The sequence below is a fragment of the Archangium minus genome (assembly GCF_044360475.1).
Lineage (GTDB): Bacteria > Myxococcota > Myxococcia > Myxococcales > Myxococcaceae > Archangium > Archangium minus.
Genome location: NZ_CP043494.1, coordinates 968,690 through 994,158 on the forward strand (window position 1 = coordinate 968,690; position 25,469 = coordinate 994,158).

Annotated in this window: 17 protein-coding genes; 15 read left to right on the forward strand and 2 right to left on the reverse strand. The window is 65.7% G+C overall.

Annotated features, from left to right (window positions below; translation table 11 throughout):
- Window positions 1-1,080: 1,080 nt before the first annotated feature.
- From F0U60_RS04120 to upp, 8 genes are read left to right on the forward strand one after another with little or no spacing between them, the layout of a single operon-like run.
- A complete protein-coding gene (locus tag F0U60_RS04120) occupies window positions 1,081-4,893 on the forward strand; it encodes an amino acid adenylation domain-containing protein (RefSeq protein ID WP_395814159.1) in 3,813 nt (1,270 codons plus the stop codon).
- 28 nt (window positions 4,894-4,921) lie between these two features.
- Window positions 4,922-5,146 (forward strand): tautomerase family protein, encoded by a 225-nt coding sequence (locus tag F0U60_RS04125; protein ID WP_395814161.1) that lies wholly within the window; start codon window positions 4,922-4,924, stop codon window positions 5,144-5,146.
- Between the two features lie 20 nt (window positions 5,147-5,166).
- Window positions 5,167-6,123 (forward strand): pseudouridine-5'-phosphate glycosidase, encoded by a 957-nt coding sequence (locus tag F0U60_RS04130; RefSeq protein WP_395814163.1) that lies wholly within the window; start codon window positions 5,167-5,169, stop codon window positions 6,121-6,123.
- A gap of 24 nt (window positions 6,124-6,147) precedes the next feature.
- A complete protein-coding gene (locus F0U60_RS04135) occupies window positions 6,148-6,822 on the forward strand; it encodes an HAD family hydrolase (protein ID WP_395814165.1) in 675 nt (224 codons plus the stop codon).
- Window positions 6,822-7,292 (forward strand): DMT family transporter, encoded by a 471-nt coding sequence (locus tag F0U60_RS04140; RefSeq protein ID WP_395814167.1) that lies wholly within the window; start codon window positions 6,822-6,824, stop codon window positions 7,290-7,292. The genes F0U60_RS04135 and F0U60_RS04140 overlap by 1 nt, the downstream gene beginning before the upstream one ends.
- Before the next feature lie 3 nt (window positions 7,293-7,295).
- Window positions 7,296-7,745 carry a DMT family transporter gene (locus F0U60_RS04145; protein ID WP_395814169.1) on the forward strand — a complete coding sequence of 150 codons (450 nt, stop codon included), beginning with the start codon at window positions 7,296-7,298 and terminating at the stop codon, window positions 7,743-7,745.
- Window positions 7,742-8,944, forward strand: a complete 1,203-nt coding sequence (locus F0U60_RS04150) for a questin oxidase family protein (RefSeq protein ID WP_395814171.1) — start codon at window positions 7,742-7,744, stop codon at window positions 8,942-8,944. The genes F0U60_RS04145 and F0U60_RS04150 overlap by 4 nt, the downstream gene beginning before the upstream one ends.
- A 26-nt stretch (window positions 8,945-8,970) precedes the next feature.
- Window positions 8,971-9,654: a uracil phosphoribosyltransferase gene (gene upp, locus F0U60_RS04155; RefSeq protein ID WP_395814173.1), complete on the forward strand. Its 684-nt coding sequence runs from the start codon at window positions 8,971-8,973 to the stop codon at window positions 9,652-9,654.
- Between the two features lie 22 nt (window positions 9,655-9,676).
- Here upp and F0U60_RS04160 read toward each other — a convergent pair whose 3' ends face one another.
- A complete protein-coding gene (locus tag F0U60_RS04160) occupies window positions 9,677-10,189 on the reverse strand; it encodes a hypothetical protein (protein ID WP_395814175.1) in 513 nt (170 codons plus the stop codon).
- Window positions 10,190-10,522: 333 nt separating this feature from the next.
- On the opposite strand from F0U60_RS04160, the gene F0U60_RS04165 reads away from it, so the two are divergent.
- The 7 genes from F0U60_RS04165 to F0U60_RS04195 all read left to right on the forward strand — a co-directional run bounded on the left by F0U60_RS04165 (window position 10,523) and on the right by F0U60_RS04195 (window position 21,373).
- The gene (locus tag F0U60_RS04165; protein ID WP_395825963.1) at window positions 10,523-11,638 is read left to right on the forward strand and encodes a metallophosphoesterase; all 1,116 of its coding nucleotides are present in this window, start codon (window positions 10,523-10,525) and stop codon (window positions 11,636-11,638) included.
- A gap of 142 nt (window positions 11,639-11,780) precedes the next feature.
- A complete protein-coding gene (locus F0U60_RS04170; RefSeq protein ID WP_395814178.1) occupies window positions 11,781-12,158 on the forward strand; it encodes a hypothetical protein in 378 nt (125 codons plus the stop codon).
- Between the two features lie 84 nt (window positions 12,159-12,242).
- Window positions 12,243-12,788 (forward strand): DUF2062 domain-containing protein, encoded by a 546-nt coding sequence (locus tag F0U60_RS04175; RefSeq protein ID WP_395814182.1) that lies wholly within the window; start codon window positions 12,243-12,245, stop codon window positions 12,786-12,788.
- Window positions 12,789-13,048: 260 nt separating this feature from the next.
- Window positions 13,049-17,548: a myxosortase-dependent M36 family metallopeptidase gene (locus tag F0U60_RS04180; RefSeq protein WP_395814185.1), complete on the forward strand. Its 4,500-nt coding sequence runs from the start codon at window positions 13,049-13,051 to the stop codon at window positions 17,546-17,548.
- Between the two features lie 302 nt (window positions 17,549-17,850).
- Complete coding sequence (locus tag F0U60_RS04185) at window positions 17,851-19,368, forward strand: fibronectin type III domain-containing protein (protein WP_395814188.1); 1,518 nt, start codon at window positions 17,851-17,853, stop codon at window positions 19,366-19,368.
- Window positions 19,369-19,491: 123 nt separating this feature from the next.
- Complete coding sequence (locus F0U60_RS04190) at window positions 19,492-20,271, forward strand: SDR family oxidoreductase (protein WP_395814190.1); 780 nt, start codon at window positions 19,492-19,494, stop codon at window positions 20,269-20,271.
- 139 nt (window positions 20,272-20,410) lie between these two features.
- Window positions 20,411-21,373 (forward strand): DUF5995 family protein, encoded by a 963-nt coding sequence (locus F0U60_RS04195; protein ID WP_395814193.1) that lies wholly within the window; start codon window positions 20,411-20,413, stop codon window positions 21,371-21,373.
- 9 nt (window positions 21,374-21,382) lie between these two features.
- Here F0U60_RS04195 and F0U60_RS04200 read toward each other — a convergent pair whose 3' ends face one another.
- Window positions 21,383-25,366, reverse strand: coding sequence for a protein kinase (locus F0U60_RS04200; protein WP_395814196.1), 3,984 nt, complete (start codon window positions 25,364-25,366; stop codon window positions 21,383-21,385).
- Between the last annotated feature and the right edge of the window lie 103 nt (window positions 25,367-25,469).

The following is a 25,469-nucleotide window of genomic DNA, read 5'->3' on the forward strand; positions in this document are numbered from 1 at the left end:
CCTCTTCCTCTCCACCTCGGAAGTGGGAGGCGGAACAGTCTCGCGAGCGGGGACGCTTCGGCCGGCTCTGCCAGACAGACTCCACCCGCGAAGCGCCGGGGAGCACCTGTTTGGACCCGGCTGGGCGGTCAATGTAACGCGCGGGAAATGTCCATCGTGGAAAGTAGCGATCTGGAGCGGAATTGATTGTCAAATCAACCACTCCTGGCAACTCCGCTCCCGCGGGTCCGGCTGGAGACGGCACCGTTGTGCCCATTTAACTCTGGTGAAATTGAGTAACGCCGTGAAAACAACAAAAATATGTTTTTCCGGTTATGAACATGTTATGACGCAGCGGGCAGTAAGCCGCATTCGCGGAGACGAGAGAGTCGAGATGGGACCGAAATCCGCACCGCAACATACGAGAGAGACAGCCAGCCGGTTCCAAGGGAGGAAGGATCTGCAGTACTCGTTGAGGGATGATACCAGTTGTTCGGAGTGGATTGGTTCGCGGGTCCTTCTGCGCTCTGGCGCGCACTCCCGGTGTAGCATCCACACCATGTGTTAGAGCGGAAGCGACTCGGGTAGGGCCGCCTCGTCCGGGTGAGCCTCGTGGAGAGGATGTGCTCTCCGCGCGAGGCAGAGAACGTCCTCGAACAGCATGAGGTACGAGGAAGCGCGTGGGCCCGTCGTGGGTTGGACGGCCTGACGTCACCCGCGTGAGACTCGATCGCCACAGATATGTGCATTGATAAAATGCTCTCGATTTGAGAGTTGATCAAAAACGAATTCAGATGATTTTCGCGGCGAGCTGTAATGGCAAGCGCGCCGCCTGAGTCTTTGCGCCTGGACATCTGGTGTCCGAGCTTCATTCCAACGGTATTGAGCCGCGAAGTGAGTTGTCCGTGCTCGACCCTTGGACCAGGGGAATCCCAAATGAAGAGCAATTCTTTGGTGTTGAAGGAAGACGCCTTGGCGAACAGTCATGCTGTGACTGTCAATGGTGGATCCGATTCGCGAACCAACGGCATCTGCCTGCTCTCGCCGGAAGAGAAGAATCTGGTCACGAGGAAGTTCAACGAAACGAGGCGGGAATTTCCCATGGACAAGTGCCTCCCGGAGCTACTCTGGGAGCAGGCGCGGGCGCGGCCCGAGAGCGTGGCGGTTGTCTATGAGGATGAAATCCTCACCTACCACGCACTCGCGGAGCGTAGCTCGGAGCTCGCGGTCTACCTGCAACATCTCGGCGTCGCACTGGATGACTGCGTCGGGATGTTCGTCGAGCCATCGATCGACTTGATGGTGGGCGCTTGGGGAATCCTGTCCTCCGGCGGCGCCTATCTGCCGCTGTCGCCGGAGTACCCCGAGGAACGACTGCGCTACATGCTCGAGGACAGTCGTGCGAAGGTCATCTTCTCCCAGGAGAGGCTCAAGACGCGGCTGGCGGAGCTGGCGCCGCGGGGAACCCGGATCGTCACCCTGAACGATGCGGCGGAGTTCGCCCGCGCCAACACGAAGCCCGGCCAGCGTGTGCTCGACACCGGCCTGCGCCCGAACAACCTGGCGTATATCATCTACACCTCCGGTAGCACGGGTAGGCCGAAGGGGGTGATGATCGAGCATCGCAGCATCGTCAACCAGATGCACTGGCTGAAGACCGTCTACCAGCTGAATGGGGAGAAGGTCGTCCTCCAGAAGACCCCCATGAGCTTCGACGCGGCCCAATGGGAGATCCTGGCTCCCAGCTGCGGCAGCAGGGTCATCATGGGCGGCCCCGGCGTGTACCGGGATCCCGGCAGACTCATCGAGACCATCGCCCGGCACAAGGTGACCACGTTGCAGTGCGTCCCGACCTTGTTGCAGGCCCTTCTGGACACCGAGGAGCTGCACTCGTGCGAGTCGCTCACGCAGATCTTCAGTGGAGGGGAAGCCCTTTCCAGGAACCTCGCGCTCCAATGCCTCAAGGCGATGCCGAAGTGCGAGCTGGTCAATCTCTACGGCCCGACCGAGTGCACCATCAACTCGTCTGCCTTCACCGTCGATCGGACGACCGTCAAGAACGGTCCGAATACGATCTCGATCGGCGTGCCCGTGCACAATACGCAGTACTACATTCTCGACCAGAACCGCGCGCCGGTGGCCGTGGGGGAGATCGGCGAACTGTTCATCGGTGGAGTCCAGCTCGCGCGCGGCTACCTGCACCGGCCGGACCTGACCGCGGACAGGTTCATCGACAACCCGTTCCGCACGGATCCCCGGCACACCCGGCTGTACAAGACCGGCGACCTGGCCTTCTGGAACGCCGATGGCTCCGTCCAGTTCGCCGGCCGCACGGACAACCAGGTGAAGCTGCGGGGCTTCCGCGTCGAGTTGGATGAGATCCGGGTGGCCATCGAGACCCATGAATGGGTCAAGAACGCGGCGGTCATCATCAAGAACGACCCCCACACCGGCTTCCAGAACCTGATCTCCTTCATCGAGCTGAACCCGAAGGAAGCCGCGCTGATGGATCAGGGCAATCATGGCGCCCACCACCAGTCGAAGAAGAGCAAGCTCCAGGTCAAGGCGCAGTTGTCGAACATGGGGTGCCGGGACATCGGGGAGCTCGCCGGCAAGGAGGTGGTCGACCTCCCCGGGAAGACACCCACCCAGGAACAGCGGCGCCTGGTGTTCGCGCGCAAGACGTACCGGTTCTACGAGGGCGGAGACGTCAAGAAAGAAGACCTCCTGCGGCTGCTCGGAGAGCAGGTCACGGGCACGTTCTCCCGCGGCCTGGATGCACTGAGCTTCAACGACTTCGGAGAGCTCCTGCGCTACTTCGGGCAGTACCTCAGTGAAGAGCGGCTGTTGCCGAAGTACGGTTATGCGTCGCCAGGGGCGCTGTGCGCGACGCAGATGTACTTCGAGCTGGACCAGATCGGGGGTCTGAAGCCGGGGTACTACTATTACCACCCCGTGCACCACCAGTTGATCCTCATCCGGGAGAAGGCCGGGCAGGCCACGGCGCAGGTCAAGATCCACTTCATGGGGAAGAAGCGGGCGATCCAGCCTGTTTACAAGAACAACATCCAAGAGGTCCTCGAGATCGAAACCGGCCACATGGTCGGTTTGTTCGAGAAGGTCCTCCCCCGCTATGGGCTGGACATCCGGGACCTCGAGTACGCGCCCAGCACGAGGGCCAACCTGGAGTGCGCCGACGAGGACTACTACCTCGGTACGTTCGAGCTCGTCCCGTATGCGGGGACGCGGCCGGACGACTCGCTCGAGCTCTACGTCCAGGCCCACCCTGGAAGGATCGCCGACCTGCCGGCGGGTCAATACCAATACAAGGATGGCGGTCTGGAGAAGATCTCGGACGAGCTCGTCCTGAAGAAGCATGTGATCGCCATCAACCAGCGGGTCTACGAGGACGCGAGCGTTGGAATCACGGTGATCAGCAAGACCCGCAAGGACTGGATGCGATACGTCGAGCTCGGCAGGAAGCTCCAGCACCTGCAGATGAACGACCTCCAGTTCGGGTTCATGTCCTCGGGGTATAGCTCCAAGTCCGGCAACGATCTGCCGTCGGCGAAGAGGATGGAGAGCATCCTGAAGGCTTGCGGCCGGGAAGCGGGGCCTTCCTACTTCTTCGTCGGTGGCCGCGTCAGCCAGGAGCAGATGCTCAGCGAGGGCATGAAGGAAGACTCCGTCCACATGAAGGGGCCCGCGGAGCTGATCAAGGATGACCTGGTCAACTTCCTGCCCGACTACATGGTGCCCAACAGGGTCATCATCCTGGACAAGATGCCCCTCACCGCCAACGGGAAGATCGATTTCAAGGCGCTGGAGAAGACGAATGTGGAGTTCGTCGAGCGCCCGTTCGTCGCGCCGCGGACGGCGATCGAGGAGCGGATCAGCGTCCTCTGGAAGAAGGAGATGAAGCGGGACAGCGTCTCCGTGCAGGACGACTTCTTCGAGTCCGGGGGCAACTCACTCATCGCGGTTGCACTCATCAACAAGCTCAACAAGGAGTTCCGGACCTCGCTCCCAATGCAAGTCGTGTTCGAGTGCCCGACCATCGAGAAACTCGCGCTCAAGATTGGTGGTGGAAACGCCGAGTCCTCCTCGCGTCTGGTGCGGCTGCAGGCCGAGGGCACGAAGAACCCCATCTATTGCTGGCCTGGCCTCGGCGGCTACACCATGAACCTGAGAGTGCTCGCCAGCAAGATGGGAACGGAGCGGCCCTTCTATGGCGTGCAGGCGCACGGTCTCAACAAGGACGAGACGCCCTATCCCACCATCAAGGAGATGGCCGCGGAGGACATCAAGCTCATCAAGCGGCTTCAGCCGGTGGGGCCCTACACGCTCTGGGGATACTCCTTTGGCGCGCGGGTGGCCTTCGAAACCGCCTACCAGCTCGAGCAATCCGGCGAGCGGGTGGAGCACCTGTTCCTGATCGCCCCGGGCATGCCGAAGGTCCGGGTGCAGGACGCGTCTCTCCACGGCAGCGAGCCGACCTATACGAACAAGGCCTATGTGACGATCCTCTTCTCGGTGTTCGCGGGGAGCATCACCGGCCCCGTATTGGACGAGTGCTTGAAGGTCGCCAAGGACGAGGAGAGCTTCGCCTCCTTCATCAGCGGAAGGTTCGAGAACCTCGACCCGGAGCTGGTGAAGAGAATCATCAAGATCGTGGCGCAGACCTACTCGTTCAAGTATGAGTTCCGCGAGTTGGCGGAGCGGGAGCTCAGTGCTCCGATCACGATCTTCAAGGCCCAGGGGGACGACTACTCGTTCATCGAGAACAGCAGTGGGTACTCGGCGAAAGCCCCGGCTGTCATGAACCTCGAAGCCGATCACTACGGCCTGCTCAAGGAGCCGAGCATCGGCGAGCTCCTGAAGATGATCCGCTATCGTCTTCGGACCGAGGGGTAGTAAACCAGCAACAACGAAGGAGAGCAGCGTGCCGCACATCAACATCAAGTATTTTCCCGTGGCGCTCAGCGAGCAGAAGCAGTCCGAGCTGGTCGCGGCGGTCACCCAGGCCGTGAAGAGCGCGTTCGGATGCGACGAGGGAGTCATTTCGATCGCCCTCGAGCCCGTGGAGAAGGAAGCCTGGAATGAGCGGGTCTACGTGCCGGAGATCGTGAACCGCAAGGACCTGCTGCGCAAAACGCCCAACTACTGAACCCTGATTCGAAACGAGAAATGACGATGCGCCGCAATTCCCATGGAAACGTCCCGATGGTGTTCAGCGAGGAGGTTTCGGACGCCCTCAGCGCCGGTCGACCCGTGGTCGCGCTGGAGTCGAATGTCATCACCCACGGCTTGTCGTACCCGGAGAACGCGGCCACCGCCCGCAAGGTGGAAGCCGCCGTCAGGGCCGGAGGTGCGGTTCCCGCGACGATCGGTATCGCGGACGGCCGCATCCTGATTGGGATGACGGATGCGGACATCGAGCGTTTCGCATCGACACCGGGCATCCCGAAGGTCAGCAGCCGGGACCTGCCGGTCGTCCTGGCGGGAGGGGGAATGGGCGCGACGACCGTTGCCTCTTCCCTGGTGTTGGCGGACCTGGCGAACATCCCGTTCTTCGCTTCGGCGGGCATCGGCGGAGTGCATCGCGGTGCGGAACGGACCATGGATATCTCCTCGGATCTGATCCAGTTCACCCGCTCGAAGGTCGCGGTCGTCTGCGCGGGAGCGAAGAGCATCCTCGATCTGGGCTTGACCATGGAGTTCCTCGAGACGCATTGCGTGCCGTTGATCTCCTACGGCTCCGACGACTTTCCCGCGTTCTACTGTGTCTCCAGCGGCCTGCGCAGCCCTCACCGGCTGGATGATGAAGCGATGATCGCCCGCGCCATCGAGTGGCACTGGGCGCTGGGCAACCACAGCTCGCTCCTGATCACCCATCCCATCCGGAAGGAAGACGCCATCGACAGCCGGGAGGTCGATGCGGTGATCGAGAAGGCGATGAGCGCCGCGGAGAAGGAGGGCGTCAGGGGAAATGCGATCACGAAGTACCTGATGCGGGCCGTGGACAAGGCCACCGAGGGAAGATCCGCCAAGGCCAACATGTCGGTTCTCATCAGCACGGCGGAGCTGGCGGGCCGTCTCGCGGTGGCGCACGCCCGGCACCGCCGGGAAACGTCACTCCAATAAAACCTCGGATCCCAGGAGACCGTGATGATAGACCTTGTTATCTTTGACCTGGATGGAACGTTGGTGGATACACCGCGCGCGATCGTCGAGACGTTCACGGCGGCGTTCGCGTCCATGGGTGTCCAGGCCCAGGAGGCCTCGGCCATCCGGGCGACCATCGGACTTCCGCTCGAGCGGGCGTTCAGCAAGCTCCTGGGAGTTCCGCAGGATGATGGCCTGGTGGCCCAGGGCGTGAAGCAGTACCAGGTCTTCTTCAAGGAGCTCATCCTGCCCAAGGCGGGACAGTTGCTCTTCCCTGGGGTCGCGGAAGGGCTGACCTCCTTGCGCGGTCAGGGGCTCTCCCTGGCCGTGGCGACGAGCAAGTTCTACGCGAGCGCCGACGCCTTGTTGAAGGCCGCGGGGCTTCGTGACCATTTCAACATGGTGGTCGGCGCGGACCAGGTGAAGCAGCCGAAGCCGCATCCTGAAATGGGCCAGTTGATCATTCAGAAGCTGGGAGTATCTGTCGAGCGCGCGGTGATGGTCGGAGATACGACCCACGATCTGTTGATGGCCAGGGCGGCTGGCATGCGCTCGATCGCGGTGACCTACGGCGTGCACAACGTGCGGGAGCTGGAGTCGTCCGGCCCGACCTGGATCGTCGATACGTTCGACGGCGTGCTGAAGTGCGTCCAGACGGAGAACGGGGGTTCGCGTTGATGATCGGCCGTTCGAAGGACTGGCTGCTGGCGATGGTGGGAGGTTCCCTCCTCGCGTTGATGATCAATTACAACAGCCTCCTGGCGAAGCACACCACGCCGATGTTCGCCTCCTGGGTGGCGCACGGCCTGGGCGCGGTCGCGGCGCTTGTCCTCGTCGTCCTGTACTCGAGGGTCTTCCGCTCCGCGGGCAAGGAGACGGATCAGCAGCGCGCGAAGATACCCCTCTGGTTCTACCTGGGTGGTATCCCCGGTGCGTTCACGGTGATCCTGGCCGCGGTCACGGTGAACAGCGGCCTGACACTGTCCGGAACCATCGCGCTCATGCTGCTCGGGCAGGTGCTCTTCGGGCTCGTGTCGGACTTCTTCGGGCTGTTTGGCACCCCCAAGCGGCGCATCGTCCCCTCGGACTTCCTCGTGGCGCTCTGTGTCTTGTCGGGAAGCGCGCTTATCATCTTTGGCAGGGCGTAACCGGTGATCGCCTACATCCTGCTCGCGTTCTTCAATGGTACGGTCATCGGCACGAGCCGCGCGCTCAACGGGCGGCTGGGTGCCGAGGTGGGGTCCTTCAAGGCCTCCCTCTGGAACCACCTCATCGGCTTCCTGTTCCTCACGCCGGCGCTTCTGCTGATAGGAGGATGGAAGTTCGACCTCATCCACGAGGCGCCATTGTCGGCGTATATCGGCGGATTCTTCGGAGCGCTCTTCGTGGCCGTCAACAGCTACGTGTTTCCCAGACTTGGAGCAATGAATGCCTCCCTTCTGGTGATCAGCGGCCAGATGATTTCCGCTGTCCTGCTCGACTACCGGAACCAGGGCGTGGCTCCCACCGCAACCCGGTGCCTGGGAGTCGTCATCGTGCTGTTAGGCGTCTACCTGACCCGGGCGTCAAAAACCTCTCGCGTCAAGGACAAGTCCCAATGATCGATTCCCAAGTGATTGATGAGCTCTTGAATGACAAGTCCTACCATATCGAGTTCAACGGGCATCTGACCAACCATGTCAAGCATGCGGTCGTCGCCCTGGCGGGGCTTGGCGCATCCGCGGAGAAGATCAAGGCGTACTATGACAACTACGCGAAGCTGACGCCCTATGGCTACGGCCTGGAGGCACCGCGGACCTCGAAGCACACGATTTCGGAGGACAACTGGGAGCGCTTCTTCGGAAAGCGCACCAGCTATTCCTCCTATTGTGACTTCTTCGACCAGAAGGAAAAGGAGCTGGGAATGGACGAGCTCCTTCGTCGGTATCTGCCCCCGCTTCTTCCTGGCTGGGTGGGTTCCTTCACGCATGCCACCATCCACCTGGGATGGGCGCTGGACGTGAACCACCGCTGGATGACGATCGAAGGCCTCGCCTACATGGCCTTCTCGTATGTCTCGTGCCATCCGGAGAGAGCGTCCTCGGGCCAGGGCGGCCGCTACCCGGGTGAGAATGCCGTGGACTCCCTGCTTCGCCTCGCGGGCGTCTGGCAGGGCGACCATGAGGCGCTCCATGGCTGGGTCGAGGCGCTGGTCGCCGACACCGCGTCCGGCGTGGCCGCGGGCATTCATCCCGAGCTCGCGAGGTCGGGGTTGCAGTACCGGATCGCCCGGATGGCCAAGGAAGGGCACCCGCTGATCTACGAGACCCCGGCCTGGATCGAGTCGCAGGACGTCTCCACCAGCTGGGAGCAGCTGTACTACGTAACGACCCTGATCTACCTGGCCATGCCAGGAAACTTCGTTCTCCTCCACCTCATCACATCGCTGCACGCGATGGAGCAGATCGCCAACCGGCTTCCCGAGGAGCAACGTAAGGACGTCGTCAGGTGCTTCTGGATCGGCATGCTTTGCATCATGTTCTCCCGTGCGGATTTTCCGCGGGGGACGAAGCTGGCGGCGCTGCACGCGACGTTCAAGGACGCGGTCGATGATGTCGGGCTTCCGGCGATGCGTCAGGATTGGGAGCGGATCGCCGCCCGGTCGTTCGAGGAGGAAGAGGAGCACAACCCCAAGCTGGTCTACGTTCTGCAACGGGTGTGGAAACGGACCGGGGGACGCTCGATCTACCGCGCCGCGGCCGCGCAATTCACCACCACCCCGGAGCTGCCCAAGTCCTTCGAGGAGCCGCCCACGGAGTAACTCCTAGCGTTGAGAGATTCGCAACCATGACAGACACGACGACGACCCCATCCATTCAAGAGTATCTCGGCAAGAACGTGCACCTGCTGCCTCAAACGAGGCAACTGCGTGCGCTGCACTCAATCATCCGCGACCGGACCGCGCGCCGGGAGGATATCGTCTTCTATTCGCGGCGGATCTTCCGCATGCTGCTCGAAGCGGGCCTGAACTTCCTGCCTTTCGAGTCGTGGGAAGTCGAAACGCCCGTGGGAAGGAAGTACGACGGTTTGCGCTTCGCCTCGCAGCTCTGCGGGGTCTCCGTGATTCGTGCCGGTGAGAGCATGGAAGCGGAGCTGCGTGAGATCTGCAGGTCCATCCGGATCGGCAAGATCCTGATCCAGCGAGACAAGGTCACCAAGCTGCCGCGCTTGTATTATTCGTCCCTGCCCAATGATATCGCCCGGCGCCACGTCCTGCTCATGGACCCCATGCTGGCCACGGGCGGGTCCGCGCTCGCCGCCATCCAGGTGCTGCTCGAGCGGGGCGTTCCAGAAGAGAACATCGTCTTCATCAACCTGCTCACGGTGCCCGAGGGCATCACCGCCCTTTGCAAGCGCCATCCCAAGGTGAAGCTCGTGACGTCCTCGATCGAGGAGCGTCTGAATGAGAACGCCTACATGCTGCCGGGTATCGGCGATTTCGGTGATCGGTTCTTTGGTACGGACACCTGAAGCGCCTCCCGTCATTCAGCCCCTACGGCGGGCCCAGGATGAGCGAGAGCGTGGCCAGCGTCATCGCGAGGCCCTGCTTCGCGAGTGCGGGAGGAATGGAGAGCACCACGGGCCGCTCCGGTCCTCCTCCACACGAGCGCGAGCCCACGTAGACCGCGTCCTCGTTGGCCTTCAGGTCATAGCTGCACGGGCCTACGGTGCCGGTGAGTGACTCCGCGCTGAGGCTCAGCTCCGAAAGGCGGCCGTAGAAGGAGCCCCTTGCATAGGTGACACCGTCCTTGTTCTCGAAGCTCAACCGGGTGAGTGTGCTGCCCACGGTGCCGCCCAGCTCCTCGCCATTGAGGCCCAGGAACACCGTCCGGCCGAAGGCCCTCCCGCGCAGGGTCTTCCCGTCTCGGGAGAGCTGCAGGTGAGGGCCGGAGACGCTGTCTTCGTCCACCCGGGCCGTGATGGCGGCGTTCGGGGTGCGCAGGTAGAGGTACTGTCCGTCCCCCTGTGCGGCGGCCGCCGTCCCGAAAGCGAGCAGGGCGGCCATCCCGAGCGCTCCACCAAGGTTCTTCGCGGATGAGCGTTTCATGCGGGGAGGATAGGGACGGAGGAGTCCCCGTGTGCCGTCCCCCTGCCCGGCCGCTCGTGGAGAGGGCCTCGGGGATGGCGTGCGCCGGCAGGAGGGCATGGCGGGCGTCCGCCCGGTTGCCAGGCGAGCGGAGGGTGTGAGCGTTATGTACTCCCCCCAGACCTGACCCGCCGGGACAGTCCGGCGAAGGAGCTAGCCGAGGTGTCATCTCCGTCCAATGGTGCGAGCGCGCAGCAGCGGGAGCTCCGCCCAGGAAGGGTCCCCGTGGGCCTCCTGCTGCGCGGCCTCCTGATGCTGACGACGATGGTGGGGCTGGTAGCGGCGCTGCATTACTACCTCGGGGTGCGGCTCATCTCGGACCCGGGGCTTGGGCAGCCGTGGGCGGGGCTCGGCTGGGCGGTGCTGGGTCTGGGGTTCGCGTCCATTCCAGCAGCCATGGCGTCCACGCGGATGCAGCCCTCGTGGAAGGAGCAGGTGCTGCACTGGGGCGGCATGCTCTGGATGGGGGCTTTTGGGCTGTTGCTGACGGCCACCGTGGTGGCGGATGGGGTGGGGTGGGTGTGGCGGCACGTGGGCCCGGCGCCGTTGCTCGCGCGGGACAAGGCGCTGGCGGTGGTGGGCCTGGTGGTGCCCGCGATGCTGTTTGCCTTTCGCACGGCACGGGCCCCGGCACGCGTGGAGCGGGTGACGGTGCCTGTGAAGGGATTGGGCGCGGGGCTGTCGGGGATGAAGGTGGTGCAGATTTCGGACATCCACATCGGCCCCACGCTGGACCGCAGGTTCATGCAGCGGGTGGTGGAGCAGGTGAACGCGCTCGCGCCGGACCTGGTGGCGGTGACGGGGGACCTGGTGGACGGCAGCGTCACGCGGCTGCGTGACGAGGTGGCGCCTCTGGCGGGCCTGCGCGCGCCGCTGGGCGTCTACTACGTCACGGGCAACCACGAGTACTACCATGGTGGTGCCTCCTGGTCCTCCGAGGTGGCGCGGCTGGGGCTGACGGTGCTGCTCAATGCGCACCGGGTGGTGGAGCGCGGGGGCGCGCGGCTGACGGTGGCGGGTGTGACGGACCTGGAGGGCGGGAGGATGGATCCGTCGCATGCGTGCCGGCCAGACATGGCGCTCGCGGGGGCTCCGGAGGGCGTGCCGCGCCTGCTGCTCGCGCACCAGCCGCGCGTGGCGGTGTTGGCGAAGGCTTTGGGCGTGGACCTGCAGCTCTCCGGGCACACGCATGGCGGGCAGCTGTTCCCCTTCATGGCCTTCGTGAAGTTGCAGCAGCCCGTCATCCAGGGACTGGCCACCATCGCCGGGGTGCGCGTCTATACGAACCGGGGCACCGGCTACTGGGGCCCGCCGCTGCGCCTGGGGCCCTCGCCTGAAATCACCGAGCTGACGCTCGTGAGCGCGTAGCGCGGGTACGCACGGGGTTCACTGCCCGTCACCTCGGGGCGCGGACGCGTTGCTCGGTGTTCTTCCCCAGCGCTACGCTGCGCCCGTGCCTTCCGAGCCCCCTTCCCGACGGGCCGTTTCCACGCCCATCCGCGTCCTTGTCGTGGCCGATGATCCTGTCCTGCGTGACGCCGCCCGGCGGGAGCTGTCTCCTGGCTTCGAGCTGCTTCCCGCCAACACGTTCAACCTGGCGCTGCCTTTGCTCGACGTGGAGCCGAGCCCCGCTGCCATCCTCATCGACCTGGGCCTCGCGGACGTGAAGGGGTCGGCGGACTTCCTCGCCACCCTCGTGGAGCGGGACTACCCGGGGCCACGCATTCTTTTGTCCAACAAGTTTCGTCCTGAGGAGGCCGCCACCCTCAGTCAGGCCAGCATCATCCACTTCGCGCTCGCCTCGCCCTGGGCCGCCGGGGAGCTGCGCGCTTTCGTGGAGGCCGCGCTCGGCTTCCGCCCCTTTCCGGGTGCTCTGCACGCCATCTGATTCACGACATCCTGCGCACGCGCCGGCTTCGCATTATTCTGGCGCCGGTCCCGGAGAAATCCGGCCTGCGAAGAGTGGTGGCCCGTGTTGCCGTGGTGGAAGGTCTCGAAGAGGAAGCTGCGCCGGGCCCATGTGCAACTGCTGCGCGGCTCGGGTGCGCCGGCGGAGATCGCCGGAGGCATGGCGCTCGGGTTGTTCATCGCCCTGTTGCCCATCATGGGCCTCCAACTTCCCTTGGCCCTCGTCAGCGCCGAGCTGCTTCGCCGGCTGACGCACTTCCGGCTCTCTCGCGTCGCCGCCGCCGCGGGCGTGTGGATCAACAACCCCGTCACAGCCGCTCCTGTGTACGGGCTGTGTTACCTCGTCGGCCGCCCCATCGCGCACCGCCTCCTGCCGCTCTCCCCTCCGCGAGCGGGGAGCCAGTCCGCGGGCTTCGATTTGGGGGCGCTCTCCGGCCCCGATGCGCTCGAGGTGGGGCTCGGCCTCGTCATCGGAGGGGTGCTGCTGGGCGTTCCCACCGCGTGGTTGGGGTACCGCATCACCTACGGCATGGTGTCTCGCCACCAGGCGCGCCGTGAGGAGCGCCGGGCCCGCAGGGCGCGCGGCTTGAGGATGGCCCCCGAGGCGTAGTCGTCTGGTTGGTTTCCGCCCATCCGTGCGCCCCCCGCAGTGGGGCGCGTGAGACCCGCCACTCTCAGCAGGCGATAAAAAAGTGTCGTATTTGAACCTACGTGCACAATGACACTAACCTTTTACCTAGGTGACGGTTCGTCACCTGGGAGCCACCTGGAGTGGAGTGACGGGGTGTTGCGGCAATAGTGCCGGGACACCCCGTTGAGGTCTCAAAGGAGCTCCCCCCCCAAGCAGTCTGAAACAGGGAGCATCCCCACGTGAGAAGGTTGGTTGCCACGCTGTCTGGGCTGGCGCTGGTGTTGTCGGGTGCCGGCGCTTCGGCTCGGACGTTGCCGAACTACGATGCACTGCAGGATGCGAAGCCCGCGGGTCGAGCTACCGCGGGTTTCAAGCTGGTGAACGCGAAGGGTGCGCGCATTGCGCATCGTGATTCGCTGACGGATTCGCCCACGTTCATCTGGGTCAACAAGAGCGGCGCCCCCTCGAAGCTGAGCGCGCAGTTCGCGAAGATGGCCCCGGAGAAGGCCGCGCTGGCGCAGCTGGCGGACCACGCTCCCCTCTACGGACTGAGCTCCTTCGAGTCGGCGGGCGCGCGGGTGACGTCCGTCAACCAGAACCGACAGGGCGTCAAGGTGGTGACGCTCACCCAGGAGGCGGCGGGAATCGAGGTCTTCCGGCAGTCCATCCACCTGATGCTCAACCGGAACAATGAGCTGGTGGCCATCTCCGGCAACCTCTCCAAGCACGTGTCCGCGGAGGTGCCCGCCGCGCGCGTGCGCTTCCAGCTTCCGGCTTCCGAGGCCATCGCCGTGGCCTACAAGGACCTGACGGGCAATACGCTGGATGGGAGCCTGCTCACGCAGGTGAACAAGCTGGACTCCGGCAAGTACGTGCACTACTCGCTGGCCTCCTACGCGCGTCCGCTGGCGGAAGAGCTGGTCATCCCGGCCCGCGCCAAGCAGGTGCTCTTCTCGCTGCCCAACGCGCTGGTACCCGCGTACTACGTGGAGCTCAACACGGGGCGTCCGGACGGCAAGGACTCGGACTACTACTCCTACGTCGTGTCCGCGGTCGACGGCCGGCTGCTGATGCGCACCAACCTGACGGCGGACGCGGAGTACAGCTACCGCGTCTTCGCGGACTCCACGCCTCCGTACACGCCGCACGATGGCCCCTCGGGCTCCAATGCCACGCCGCACCCCACGGGCACGCCGGGCACCTTCGCCCCGTCGTTCGTGCCGCCCGCCCTGGTGACCCTCCAGAACGTCCCCTACAGCCAGAACGATCCCTGGCTGCCAGACGGCGCTACGGAGACCAAGGGTAACAACGTGGACGCGTACGCGGACCTCGTCGCGCCGGACAACTACAACACCGGCGACCTGCGCCCCACGGTCACCGCGCCGGGCGTGTTCGACCGGACCATGCTGTTCGACATCCAGCCGAACGCCAACGCGGACCAGATCGCCGCGGCCACCACCAGCTTGTTCTTCCTGAACAACTGGCTGCACGACTGGTACTACGACGCGGGCTTCGACGAGGCGTCCGGCAACGCGCAGACCGACAACTATGGTCGCGGCGGCCTGGCCAACGACGCCATCCGCGCGCAGGCGCAGGACCACGGCGGCATCAACAACGCCAACATGTCCACGCCGGCGGACGGTGCGTCCCCGCGCATGCAGATGTACCTGTTCTCCGGGTTGCAGGAGGCGCACCTGACGGCGAACGCGCCTGCTTCTGTCGCGGGTGAGTACGAGGTGGGTGTCGCCGCCGGCTTCGGTCCGCAGTTCTTCAACGTCACCGGCGACGTGGTGATTGCCCAGGACGAGTCCAACCCCTCCGGTGCCTCCACCACTGACGCGTGCACCGCGCTGACCAACGCGGCGGACGTGGCCGGGAAGATCGCCCTCGTGGACCGTGGCGCGTGCAACTTCACGGTGAAGGTGACGAACGCGCAGACGGCGGGCGCCATTGGCGTCATCGTCGCGGACAACGTGGCTGGCCCGGTCGTGGGCATCGGCGGCGACGCCACGAACATCACCATCCCCGCGCTGCGCATCACGCTCGCCGACGGCAACAAGCTGCGCGCCGCCCCCGGGCTCAACGTGACGCTGTTCCGCGCGGAGAGCCTCAGCCTGGACGGCACGGTGGACAACGCCATCGTGGCGCACGAGTGGGGTCACTACATCAGCAACCGCCTCGTCCAGAACGCGGCCGGTCTGGGCAACAACCAGGGCGGGTCCATGGGCGAGGGCTGGGGTGACTTCACCGCGCTGCTGATGATGGCGCGCGCGGAGGACATCAACGTCCCCTCCAACGCCAACTGGAACGGCGCCTACGGCGCGGGTGAGTTCGCGACGCGTGGCAGCTCCGAGGACTCCACGTTCTTCGGCATCCGCCGCGTGACCTACTCGGCGGACCTGGCCAAGAACGCGCTGACGTTCCGTCACATCATGGACGGCGTGCCGCTGCCGACCACGACGCCTATCTCCCCCAACTCCTTCCCCAACTCCGAGGTCCACAACGCGGGCGAGGTCTGGGCCACCATGCTGTGGGAGTGCTACGTGGCGCTCCTGCGTGCGCATCCGTTCCAGGAGGCGCAGGACCGCATGAAGAGCTACCTGGTCAACGGGTACAAGATGACGCCCGCTTCGCCCACCTACCTGGAGGCGCGTGACGCGGTGCTCGCGGCGGCCTTCGCCAACGACCCGGCTGACGGCGAGCGCCTCTGGGCGGCCTTCGCCAAGCGCGGTGCGGGCGTGGGCGCGGTGGCCCCGGACAGGTACTCCACCAACCATGCGGGCGTGGTGGAGAGCTTCGAGGTGGGCACGAACGTGGAGATCGTCTCTGTCGAGTTCGACGACGACCTCGCGACCAGCTCCTGCGACAAGGACGGTATCCTGGACAACGGGGAGACGGGCCGGCTGATCATCACCGTGCGCAACACGGGCTCGACGGCGGCCAAGAGCACCAGCGTCACCGTGTTCTCCGGCACCCGCGGCGTGACGGTGGGCAACGCGGGCTCCGTGAGCTTCCCGGAGATCCCCATGGGCGGCCAGGCCGAGGCGTCCATTCCCGTGTCGCTCCACGGCGCGGCAACGGGTAGCGCCGTCAGCTTCAACTTCGCCATCCGTGACGAGAACCAGGCGCATCCGGGTGACAAGACCGACTCGCTGGCCTTCAAGGTCAACTACGACGAGGCGCCCGCGACCAGCGCCACGGAGACGGTGGATGCGCTCACTCCGCCCTGGAGCACCGAGTTCAACGACACCCTGGCCGAGGGCTACTTCGAGACGGTCGTGTTCTCCGATCTCAACCGGGCCTTCTACGGTCCGAACATGGGCATGGCGAGCGACATCCGCCTCATCACCCCGCCGCTCCAGGTGAGCGCCGACCAGCCGCTCGTCCTGTCCTTCGATCACGCCTATGACTTCGAGGCCGACGCCAGTGGCAACTACGATGGCGCCGTCATCGAGCTGTCCGAGGACAATGGGGCGACGTGGGTGGACATCGGTGAGTCGCTGTACACCGGCACGCTCGTCTCGTACTCCGGGAACGGGAACCCGCTGCAGGGCCAGAAGGCCATCGTGGGTTCCTCCGCGGACTTCCCGACGTTCACGAAGGCGACGCTGAACCTGGGCACCACCTACGCGGGCAAGACGGTGCAGATCCGCTTCCGCATCGGCACGGACAACGCCGCCGCGTTCACGGGCTGGGTGCTGGACAACCTCGCCTTCTCCGGCATCACCAACACCCCGTTCACGACCATGACGGAGGAGAACAACGTGTGCTCCAACCGTCCCCCCGTGGCCAACGCTGGCGCGGACGTGACGGCGGTGGAGAACACGAAGGTGACCCTCACGGGCAGCGCGTCCGACGAGGATGGTGACAGCCTGAGCTACAGCTGGACGCAGGAGTCCGGCCCGGCGGTGACCCTGTCCGGCGCCGACACGCTCACGCCGTCCTTCACCGCTCCCGCGGTGACCGGCGACAGCGAGGTGGTGCTGAAGCTGACCGTCAACGATGGCAGCACCACGGCCAGCGACACCGTGACCGTGCGCGTGAAGAACGTCAACCACGCGCCCACCGTGAACGCGGGTCTGGACGGCTCCGTGAAGTCGGGCGAGAGCTTCACGCTGAGCGGCTCGGCGAGCGACACGGATGGCGACACCCTCAGCGCCTACTGGGTGCAGGTGTCCGGCACGCCGGTGGCTCTGTCCGGTGCCAACACGCTGCAGGCCACCTTCACCGCGCCCCAGACGGCCTCCGGTGAGACGCTCACCTTCGTGCTGGTGGTGAGCGACGGCTCGGTGACCACCAGCGACCTGGTGGATGTTGCCGTCACGCCCGCCGACCCTGTCGAGAACCAGGCGCCGGTGGCCACGGCCCGCGTCCTCGTCTCCGGCAAGCAGACGTCGCTGACGCTCGATGGCTCGGGCTCCAGCGATCCCGAGGGCGATGCGCTCACCTACAAGTGGGAGCAGACGGGTGGTCCGGCCGTGCAGCTCGGCGATGCCAACCAGGCGGTGCTGAGCGTGGACGTGACCGAGGAGGCCACGTACACCTTCCGTCTCACCGTGACGGATGCCCACGGCGCCACGAACAGCGCCACCGTGGAGGCCACCGCCAAGCCTGACCACGGCGATGGTGATGACGATGACGACCACGGTGGCTGCTCCGCCACCGGTGGTGGTGCCCCGGTCGGCCTGCTCGGCCTGGCGCTCATGGGTCTGCTGAACCGTCGTCGCCGGATGAACTGAGCGTGAACGCCCTTCTCCTTCCGTCCGGGAGGGGGAGGGCGCCGCCAGGCCCGGGCTGAAGGATTCCAGGCTGAGCGGTGCAAACCCGATGTGTCGTACTCCGGCGGCCGGCTCCCTCTATCAGGGGGCCGGCCGCTGATTTTTTGGCGGGCTCTTCCGGCGCTGGAGGTTCGTTCGCCGTCACGGCGACGTCACGCCCTCCTCGCTAGTAGGCTGCGCACCTCCAGTGGGGGGGGCTGGTCGCCCGCCATGGATGACGTGAAAGCCGTCAGACGTATGGGAATCACAAAGAGGGGAGAAGCATGTCGAAGGTGAGCAAGGGATTGTTGTTGCTGGCGACACTGGGGCTGGTGGGCTGCGACAAGGAAGAGAAGCCGACCCCGGTCGTCGAGGACAAGAGTGTCCGGCTGCGCAGTTTCAAGCGCAACCACACGGCGAGCGGTGTGACGGAGCGCCCGCAGGACTTCGCCGCCAATTCGGTGGAGCTGTTGTTGTTGGAGGGGGAGACCTTCAAGTCCCTTCCCGGTGCGCTGGCGAGCCCGGGAGAGTATGCGTTCGCGGACGTGCCAGACGGCACCTACTACCTCCGGCGGGGGGGCAGCTATGTCGTCACCTCCGCACGACGCGTGGACTTGAGCTCCGACTGGCTTGGCCGGGCGGATGCCCAGGAGCTCACCGCGCCTGCCGCATTGGCGGAGGCCCGGCTGGACATCAATGGGCTCCAGCCCTGGCCTGAATCCGATGAGGGACCTGGAGGCCTGCAGCTCGTCTCCGGAGAGTTGGACGTCGCGGGGAACCTCGACACCTTCAATCGCGTCTTGCAGCCGGGGACGATGTCGGTCAGTGGCGAGGTCGTGTCGTATGACAACTTCACCAATCCTTTCATGTACCGCTTCGAGCAGGCGCGTGGAGACCGGGCCTGGGTGAACCAATTCGTGCCTCGGAATGCGGGAACACTGGCGGATGGGAGCACCCTGAAATACGGCGCCGTCGCTCGCTCCCTGCACCTGCCGCCGTTCTCCTACGACGGCAGTGAGCCCCTCCCGGTGAACGGGACGTTCAGTGTGCTGCCCTCGAAGCAGTTCGCCCTGAACTGGAAGCTGTCCTCCTTCATGTCCCATGTCTCCGACGCGCACCCGGCCGCGACCGCTGGCAGACCTGCCTTCGCACTCCATCCGGCCGCGCACGGGGTGGAGGACGGGTGGGTCGGCTATTCCGGCGAACTGCTCTCGTTCAACCTGCCCATGGGCTACGACACGGACATCCGCGCCACGCTTGACTACGGTAACCCCTTCCCGTCTACCTGGGGTGAAGTCGCCTGGTTCAGCGTCCCCTTCCGTGTGGAGTACGCCTTCCCGGGTACCACGGAGCCGCTCGTTGTTGGCGCTCGGTTGGATGTCTACGAAAACGCTTCCTCTCTGGGCGCCGGTCCCCTCCAGCCTCTCGTCCTCGCGCCTCGTGATTTGCGGCTCGACGGCAAGGAGGCCTACTCGCAACAGTCCCTCGCGCTGGGGAGCCACGTCATTTCGTGGCAGCCGCCGGCCTCGGGCCAGGCGAGCGGCTACCGGCTGCGGCTCCGTCGGTATGAGTGGAATGCCGAGTGGGGCATTGTCTCGAATGCGGAGTCCTTCGTCTTCTGGCTGGGAGGGGATGCCACGTCGGTGCGGCTCCCGCCCGAGCTCCTGAAGCCCGCGAGCCACTACATCCTCCAGCTCACCGCCATCTCCGCCCCCGGGTTCTCGGCGGAGAATTCGGCCGCGCTCTACAAGCTGCCCGCCGGTCATGCGGACACCTTGAGCGGCCTCCTCTCCACGCCGTGAGCACGTAGCACCTCCCGCCGCGCCCCAGGTGACATCCGAGCCCGCTCGGAGCACTTGGGGCGCGAGCCGTGGAGGTCCCGCGTATATAGAGAGGGAACTCTCATCAGGAGGCGTCTCTCTCGTATGGACTTGCAGCTCTCAGGCAGGGTGGTGTTGGTGACGGGCGGCTCGGAGGGGCTCGGCGCCGCCGTGTGCGAACGGCTCGTTCAGGAGGGCGCGCGCGTGGCGCTGTGTGCTCGCAATCCACAGCGGCTGGAGGCCACCGCGGCTTCCCTGCGCTCCCTGGGCGGCGAGGTGCTCGCCGTTCCCGCCGACGTGTCGCGCGCCCAGGACGTGGAGCGCTTCGTAACGGCCGCGCACGAGCGCTGGGGCCGCGTGGACGCGCTGGTGAACAACGCCGGTTCGGCCTCGGCCAAGGCCTTCCTCTCCGTCACTGACGCGGAGTGGGAGGAGGACCTCCAGCTCAAGCTGTTCGCCGCGATGCGCACCGTGCGCCTGACCGTGCCGCATCTGCGCGCGGCGGGAGGCGGCGCCATCGTCAACGTGCTGTCCATCAAGGCGAAGGAGCCTGGGAAGAACACCACGCCTTCCTCGGTGTCCCGTGCCGCTGGCATGGCGCTCACCAAGGTGCTCTCCAAGGAGCTGGGGCCGGACAACATCCGCGTCAACGCTGTGCTCGTGGGGATGATTGAGAGCGGTCAGTGGACCCGCCGCGCCGAGGCTGTGGGCAAGCCGCCGGAGGTGCTGTACGCCGAGCGCAGCCGCGAGGCCGGGATCCCGCTCGGGCGCATCGGACGCGCCAGTGAGTTCGCCGACGTGGTGGCCTTCCTTGTCTCCTCGCGCGCTTCCTATGTGAGTGGCACCGCCATCAACGTGGACGGCGGCTTGTCTGGTTCGGTGTGAGGCAAGGGCCTTCTTCCTGACGGGCGCCCGCGCTCCTCCCTGCTCGTGTCAGGTCAGGCGAGGAGCCGGCCCACGTCACAACCGGCGTTCCTCCTCTCTGTCCGTCCTGGATCCGAAGTCTCAACAGGGGGAGTTGCCCATGGCGGATACCTTTACCGCTTCGTCGCTTGTGTGCGGCGTCCATTGCGGAACCCAGCACAAGCCCCAGAACACGACCGAAGCGCTGCGCTGCATGCGCAAGGAGTTGACGCGGCTCTACGCGCAGGAGGATGACCGTGCCATCTTCCTCCTCGCCTATTTCGTCATGACGACCCAGGTGAACGCCGCGGTTCGTGGGGTGGGTGAGTTCAACAAGGTTGGCCCCATCTTCTTCGACCCCGACTGGGTCGATCAGGTCGCTGGCCGGTTCGCGGAGCTCTACTTCCAGTCGCTCGAGCGCTCCCTCTCGTCCGCGGAGCCCAGTTCCAAGGCGTGGGACCTGGCCATGAAGAAGGCCGCCGAACAGGGGGCGAGTGTCCTCCTGAACCTGCTGCTCGGTATCAACGCCCACATCAACTTCGACCTGGCCCTGGGCATCCACGAGTCCATCCAGCAGGAGCTTCTGGCCTTGCAGGCGCTGGACGACCCGCGAGAGATCGATCGGCTGACCCTGGAGTTGCTGGCCCGGCGCAAGTTCGACCATGACCAGCTGAACAACGTCCTCGTGGACGCCTACCCGAGGATCCTACGGGTCCTGGGCAGGGAGTTCGGCGGAGGCATGGGTTTGTTGAGCTGGCTGTTCGGGATGTACGACGAGATCATCACCTTCACGAGTCTGAGGTACTACCGGGACCGTGTCTGGCACAACGTGCTCGGATTCCTGTCGACCCGGTACTCCGAGGACGCCAGGAAGGTGAAGTTGCGGCTGGAGTGGGAGTCCCACCAGATGGCCCGGTTCATCATCAAGGGGGGCTTGCTGAACGACGTGGTGTATGCCCTGGACAAGTCCTTGCGGCACTTCCGCACGCGGCGCATGCAGAAGGAATTCCAGCCAGACCTGGACGTGAAAGCCCACGACAAGAAGAAGAGGCGCATGGACTTCCGGCTCCAGCGGCCCTTCTGAGCCCTTGGGCTACGCGGGGTGCTGTGCCGAGGAGGGCCTCGTCAGGTCCTCCAGGGCCCGCAGCTCGAAGGCGCGAGCGCCCTGCTGGCGAGCCACCTGGATGGCTCGCCGGAAGAACTCGCGCGCCTCCGTCTCTCGGCCGAGCGCCCGCAGTGCCTCGCCTCGCAGCCGGTGCAGCTCGGCCTCGTAGAAGTGCTGGGTCTGCATCGGGGCCCGCTCCAGGGCCTCGGTGAGGAGGGTGAGCGCCTCGTCGGGCTGTCCCAGCTTCAGATGTAGCTCCGCGAGCAGACCGAGGTCGTGGTGGAACAGGCCGGAGCTGACACCCAGCCCGTGCCAGCCCGCGATGGCCTCGCGCATGAGCGCCAGTCCCTCGCGTGCATGTCCCAGCTCGCTCAGCGCCCAGATGCGGATGATCTTGGCCCAGACCTGCATGGCTCGGAACCCGTGCTCGTTCGAGAGTGCGATGGCCTGGTCAGACCATTCCAGAGCACACCGCGCCTCCCGGCGGAGCTGGCAGGCCACGGAGAGATAGGTCAGCACGGTCGTGGAGGTGTGCGCGTGGCCGATGCGCCGCGCCAGCTCCAGCGCCTCCTGGCTGGTGCGGGAGGCCGCCGCCTCCTCGCCGAGCACGGAGTACACCATGGCTCCGAACGCCAGCGTCGTGGCGCGAGGGTTGATCCACTGCTTCTCCGCAATGGACCGGTGCTCCTCGAGCGACAGGTCAGGGCACGCCAGTGCCCACTCGACGTGCTCCCGGGCGGAACGGATGTCCCCCCAGATGAAGAAGTCCGCCGCCATCATCCGGTGTCCCAGGGCGAGCAGCTCGTAGTCCTGGTGGCGCTCACCCTGGGCCACGAGCTGCTCGGCGAGCTCGTGCGCCAGCACGTACTCGGCCCGCGAGAAGTAATAGACGAAGAGCCCCCAGTAGGAGAGCTGGAGCTGGGGCAGGGCCTCGCCCACCTGATGGATGAGCTCGCGCGCCCGGGTGTACGTCCGCTCCACCTCGGGAGAGCGGTAGCCTCGCAGCTGGGCCAGGGGCGTGCCCAGGGAGATGAGCAACCGCAGCTCCTCTTGCTGGCGCTGCGACGTGTCCGGCTGGAAGCGCAACAGCCGGAGGGCTTGCTGGAAGTGGCTCACTGCCTCCGCATTGGCTGAGCGCAGGCTGGCGCGTTGTCCAGCGCGGGCCCAGTAGCCGATGGCCACCGCGTACTCGCCAGCCTCGGTGTAGTGGTGGGCGAGCAGCTCCGGCTGAGTCTCCACTACCTCGGGGGCCTGCTCCAGCAGGGCTTGGGTGATGTGCTGGTGGAGCGTGCGGCGTGCGCTGCGCGGCAGAGAGCGCCAGGCTGCGTCTTGGATGAGGGCGTGGCGGAACCGGTAGCCCGGCCCAGCACCGTCATCCAGCCGTTGGAGGAGCCCCGCCGTGACCAGTCCCTCCAAGTCGCGTTGGAGCGCGAGCGGACTGCGCCGCATCAGCGTGGCCAGCAATGCGTGGGTGAAGCTGCGCCCGAGTGCTGCGCAGGACTGGGCCAGCGACTTCTGCCGGGAAGGCAGCAGGTCCAACCTCGCCAGCAGCAGCTCGTGCAGGGTGATGGGAATGGCATCCGTCGTGCCGCGCTCCAACATCATGCGCGTCATCTCCTCGACGAAGAGGGGAATGCCGTCCGTCCGGACCACCAGTTGCTGGATGACTGAAGGTGGCAGCGTTCGGCCGCCTGCGGACTCACGCACGAGGGTGGCGGTTTGCTCCGGAGTCAGTCGCTCCAGCGTGAGTGGGCGCATCCGAGGGTGGGGGGCCCAGGTGGAATGGAAGTCGGGCCGGGCGCTGAGGACGAGGAGGATTCGCTGGTCCTCCACCCGCTCGAGGAGGTAGCCGAGCAGCTCCAAGGTGGAGGGGTCTGCCCAATGCAGGTCCTCCACCACACCGAGCACCGGGTGTTGCTGGGCCACGTGCGACAACAGCAGCGCCAGCGCTTCGAAGGTGCGCTCCTTGCGCCGCTCCGGCGCGAGCTGGAGGACAGGGTGTCCCTCTGGGATGGGCAGGGAGAGGAGCTGGCGCAGGAGGGTGATGTGCTCGGACGACAGGCCAGGCACTCGCCCGGAGAGCTGGTGCGAGATGCGGAAGCGCCGCAGCACCTCGATGATGGGCTGAAAAGCGCTGGTGCGCGACTGGGGCCAGCATTGGCACTGGAAGTGGATGCACTGCTCTTGGCAAATCCGCTCATGCAGCTCCTGAATGAGTCGCGACTTGCCAAGCCCGGCCTCTCCGCTGACGAGCACGAAGGAGCCCTGGCCTCGCTGGGCCTCGGCCCAGTACGCGAGGAGCCGTTGCAGCTCCTGCTCTCGGCCCACCAGGGGCGTGAGGCCACCTGTGACAATGGCCCGTTCGAATCGGAACGTCGCCGGGCGCTCGCGCAGCACCCGGTATGTCTCCATGTGCCGCGTCCCCGACAGGCCCGTGTAGGTGCGTGGCCCGATGGACTCGGCCTCGAACGTGCCGCGCACCAGCCTCCAGGTGGCCTCGCTGAGCACCACCGAGTGGGGCGCGGCCTGTTCCGCAAGCCAGGTGACAACCTTCGGGGCCTCCCCTTGGAGGACGAGCGTTCGGCCTCCGCGCTCCCGTGGGGGCTCACTCAGCGTCACCTGGTCCGTGTGGATGCCCACCTTCACCGCAAGCACCTCCGAGGCGACGTGGGAGAGCTTGCGTTGGAGGGCGGCGGGGACCTCTTTCATCAGGGCCAGCCCCACTTGGACCGCGTGCTCCGAGTCCTCCTCGTGCACCACGGGGTAGCCGAAACAGGCCAGCACCTCGTCGGCCATGGACAGGACGATGACACCCCCTCGCTGTTGCACGAGCTCCGCGCACTGCTGGTGGAAGAACTCCTCCAGCTCGCCGACATCCTCGGCGTCCAGCGCCTGCCCGGAGTCGGCAATCCCTGTCAGCCGGCAGGACACGAGCGTCACCTGTCTGCGCTCGGGTGCCACAGGGCGTGGCCCTCGTCCTTGGAAGCCGAGCACCTCTCTCAGCTCGCGCAACTCCTCAACGAGCTCCTGCGCCGTCTGGTAGCGCCGCGCGGGGTCCTTGTCCAAGAGCGTGGCCAGCAGCGGCTCCACGTCTCGGGGGAGCTCCGGGCGGCGCTCACGCACGGGCGGAACGGGCTCAGGGGCGAGCACCTGGGTGCGCAGCTCCTTCAAGGAGGTGCTCGGGTAGGGCGGGGCTCCGGTGAGCATCTCGTAGAGCAAGACCCCCACGGACCAGATGTCGGTTCGCTCGTCTTGCTGCTCGCTCTTCCATTGCTCTGGCGCCATGTAGGCCGGCGTGCCGGCGTTGGGTAGGTCCACGCCACCAGGCGGGTGGATCTCCTCCAGCAGCCAAGCCAGACCGAAGTCGAGCAGCTTCACCTCGCCCTGCTGGGTGAGGAAGACATTGCTGGGTTTGAGATCGCGGTGGATGACATGGTGCTCGTGAGCGTGCGCTAGCCCCGCGGCGATACCGGCTAGGATGTCCAGGGCGCGCCGCAGCTCCAACCGGGGCTCCCGCAGCAGCAGCGCCGCGAGCGATTCTCCCTCCAGACATTCCATGATGAGGAAGGGGATGCGCGGCTCCCAGGGCGCGCCGATCCACTCAGACGCGTCGAAGAGACGGACGATGTTGGGATGGGCGAGCTGCGCGATGGCCCGCGCTTCCCGTTGCAGCAGGGAGACCAGGTGCTCCACCTCCAGCGGACCGCCTGGGAGGAGGAACTTGAGCGCCACCACGCGTTGCAGCTGAGCATCCCAGGCGCGGAACACTCGGCCCATGGAGCCGCTGCCGAGGGACTCGAGGATTTCGAACCGGCGACCGTCCGAGCCTCCGATGCGCTCACCTCGCACCGGGGTATGCAGGAGGGCAGGCTCCTGAGTGATTGCCCGCGTTAGCTCATCGCCAAAATCTGAATCGTCGAAGCCGGGGCCCGAGCGCTCCCCCCCGCTCTTCCATCCGCTGTTCCCTGGCATCGCATCCCTCCCAGTGTGTCCCCACCGGGCTCTGGTGCGTGGCGTGGTGGGTTTCAAATTAGGAAGTGTCCAGGTCCTGGGCAACGAGGCGGTCTTCCCTGGG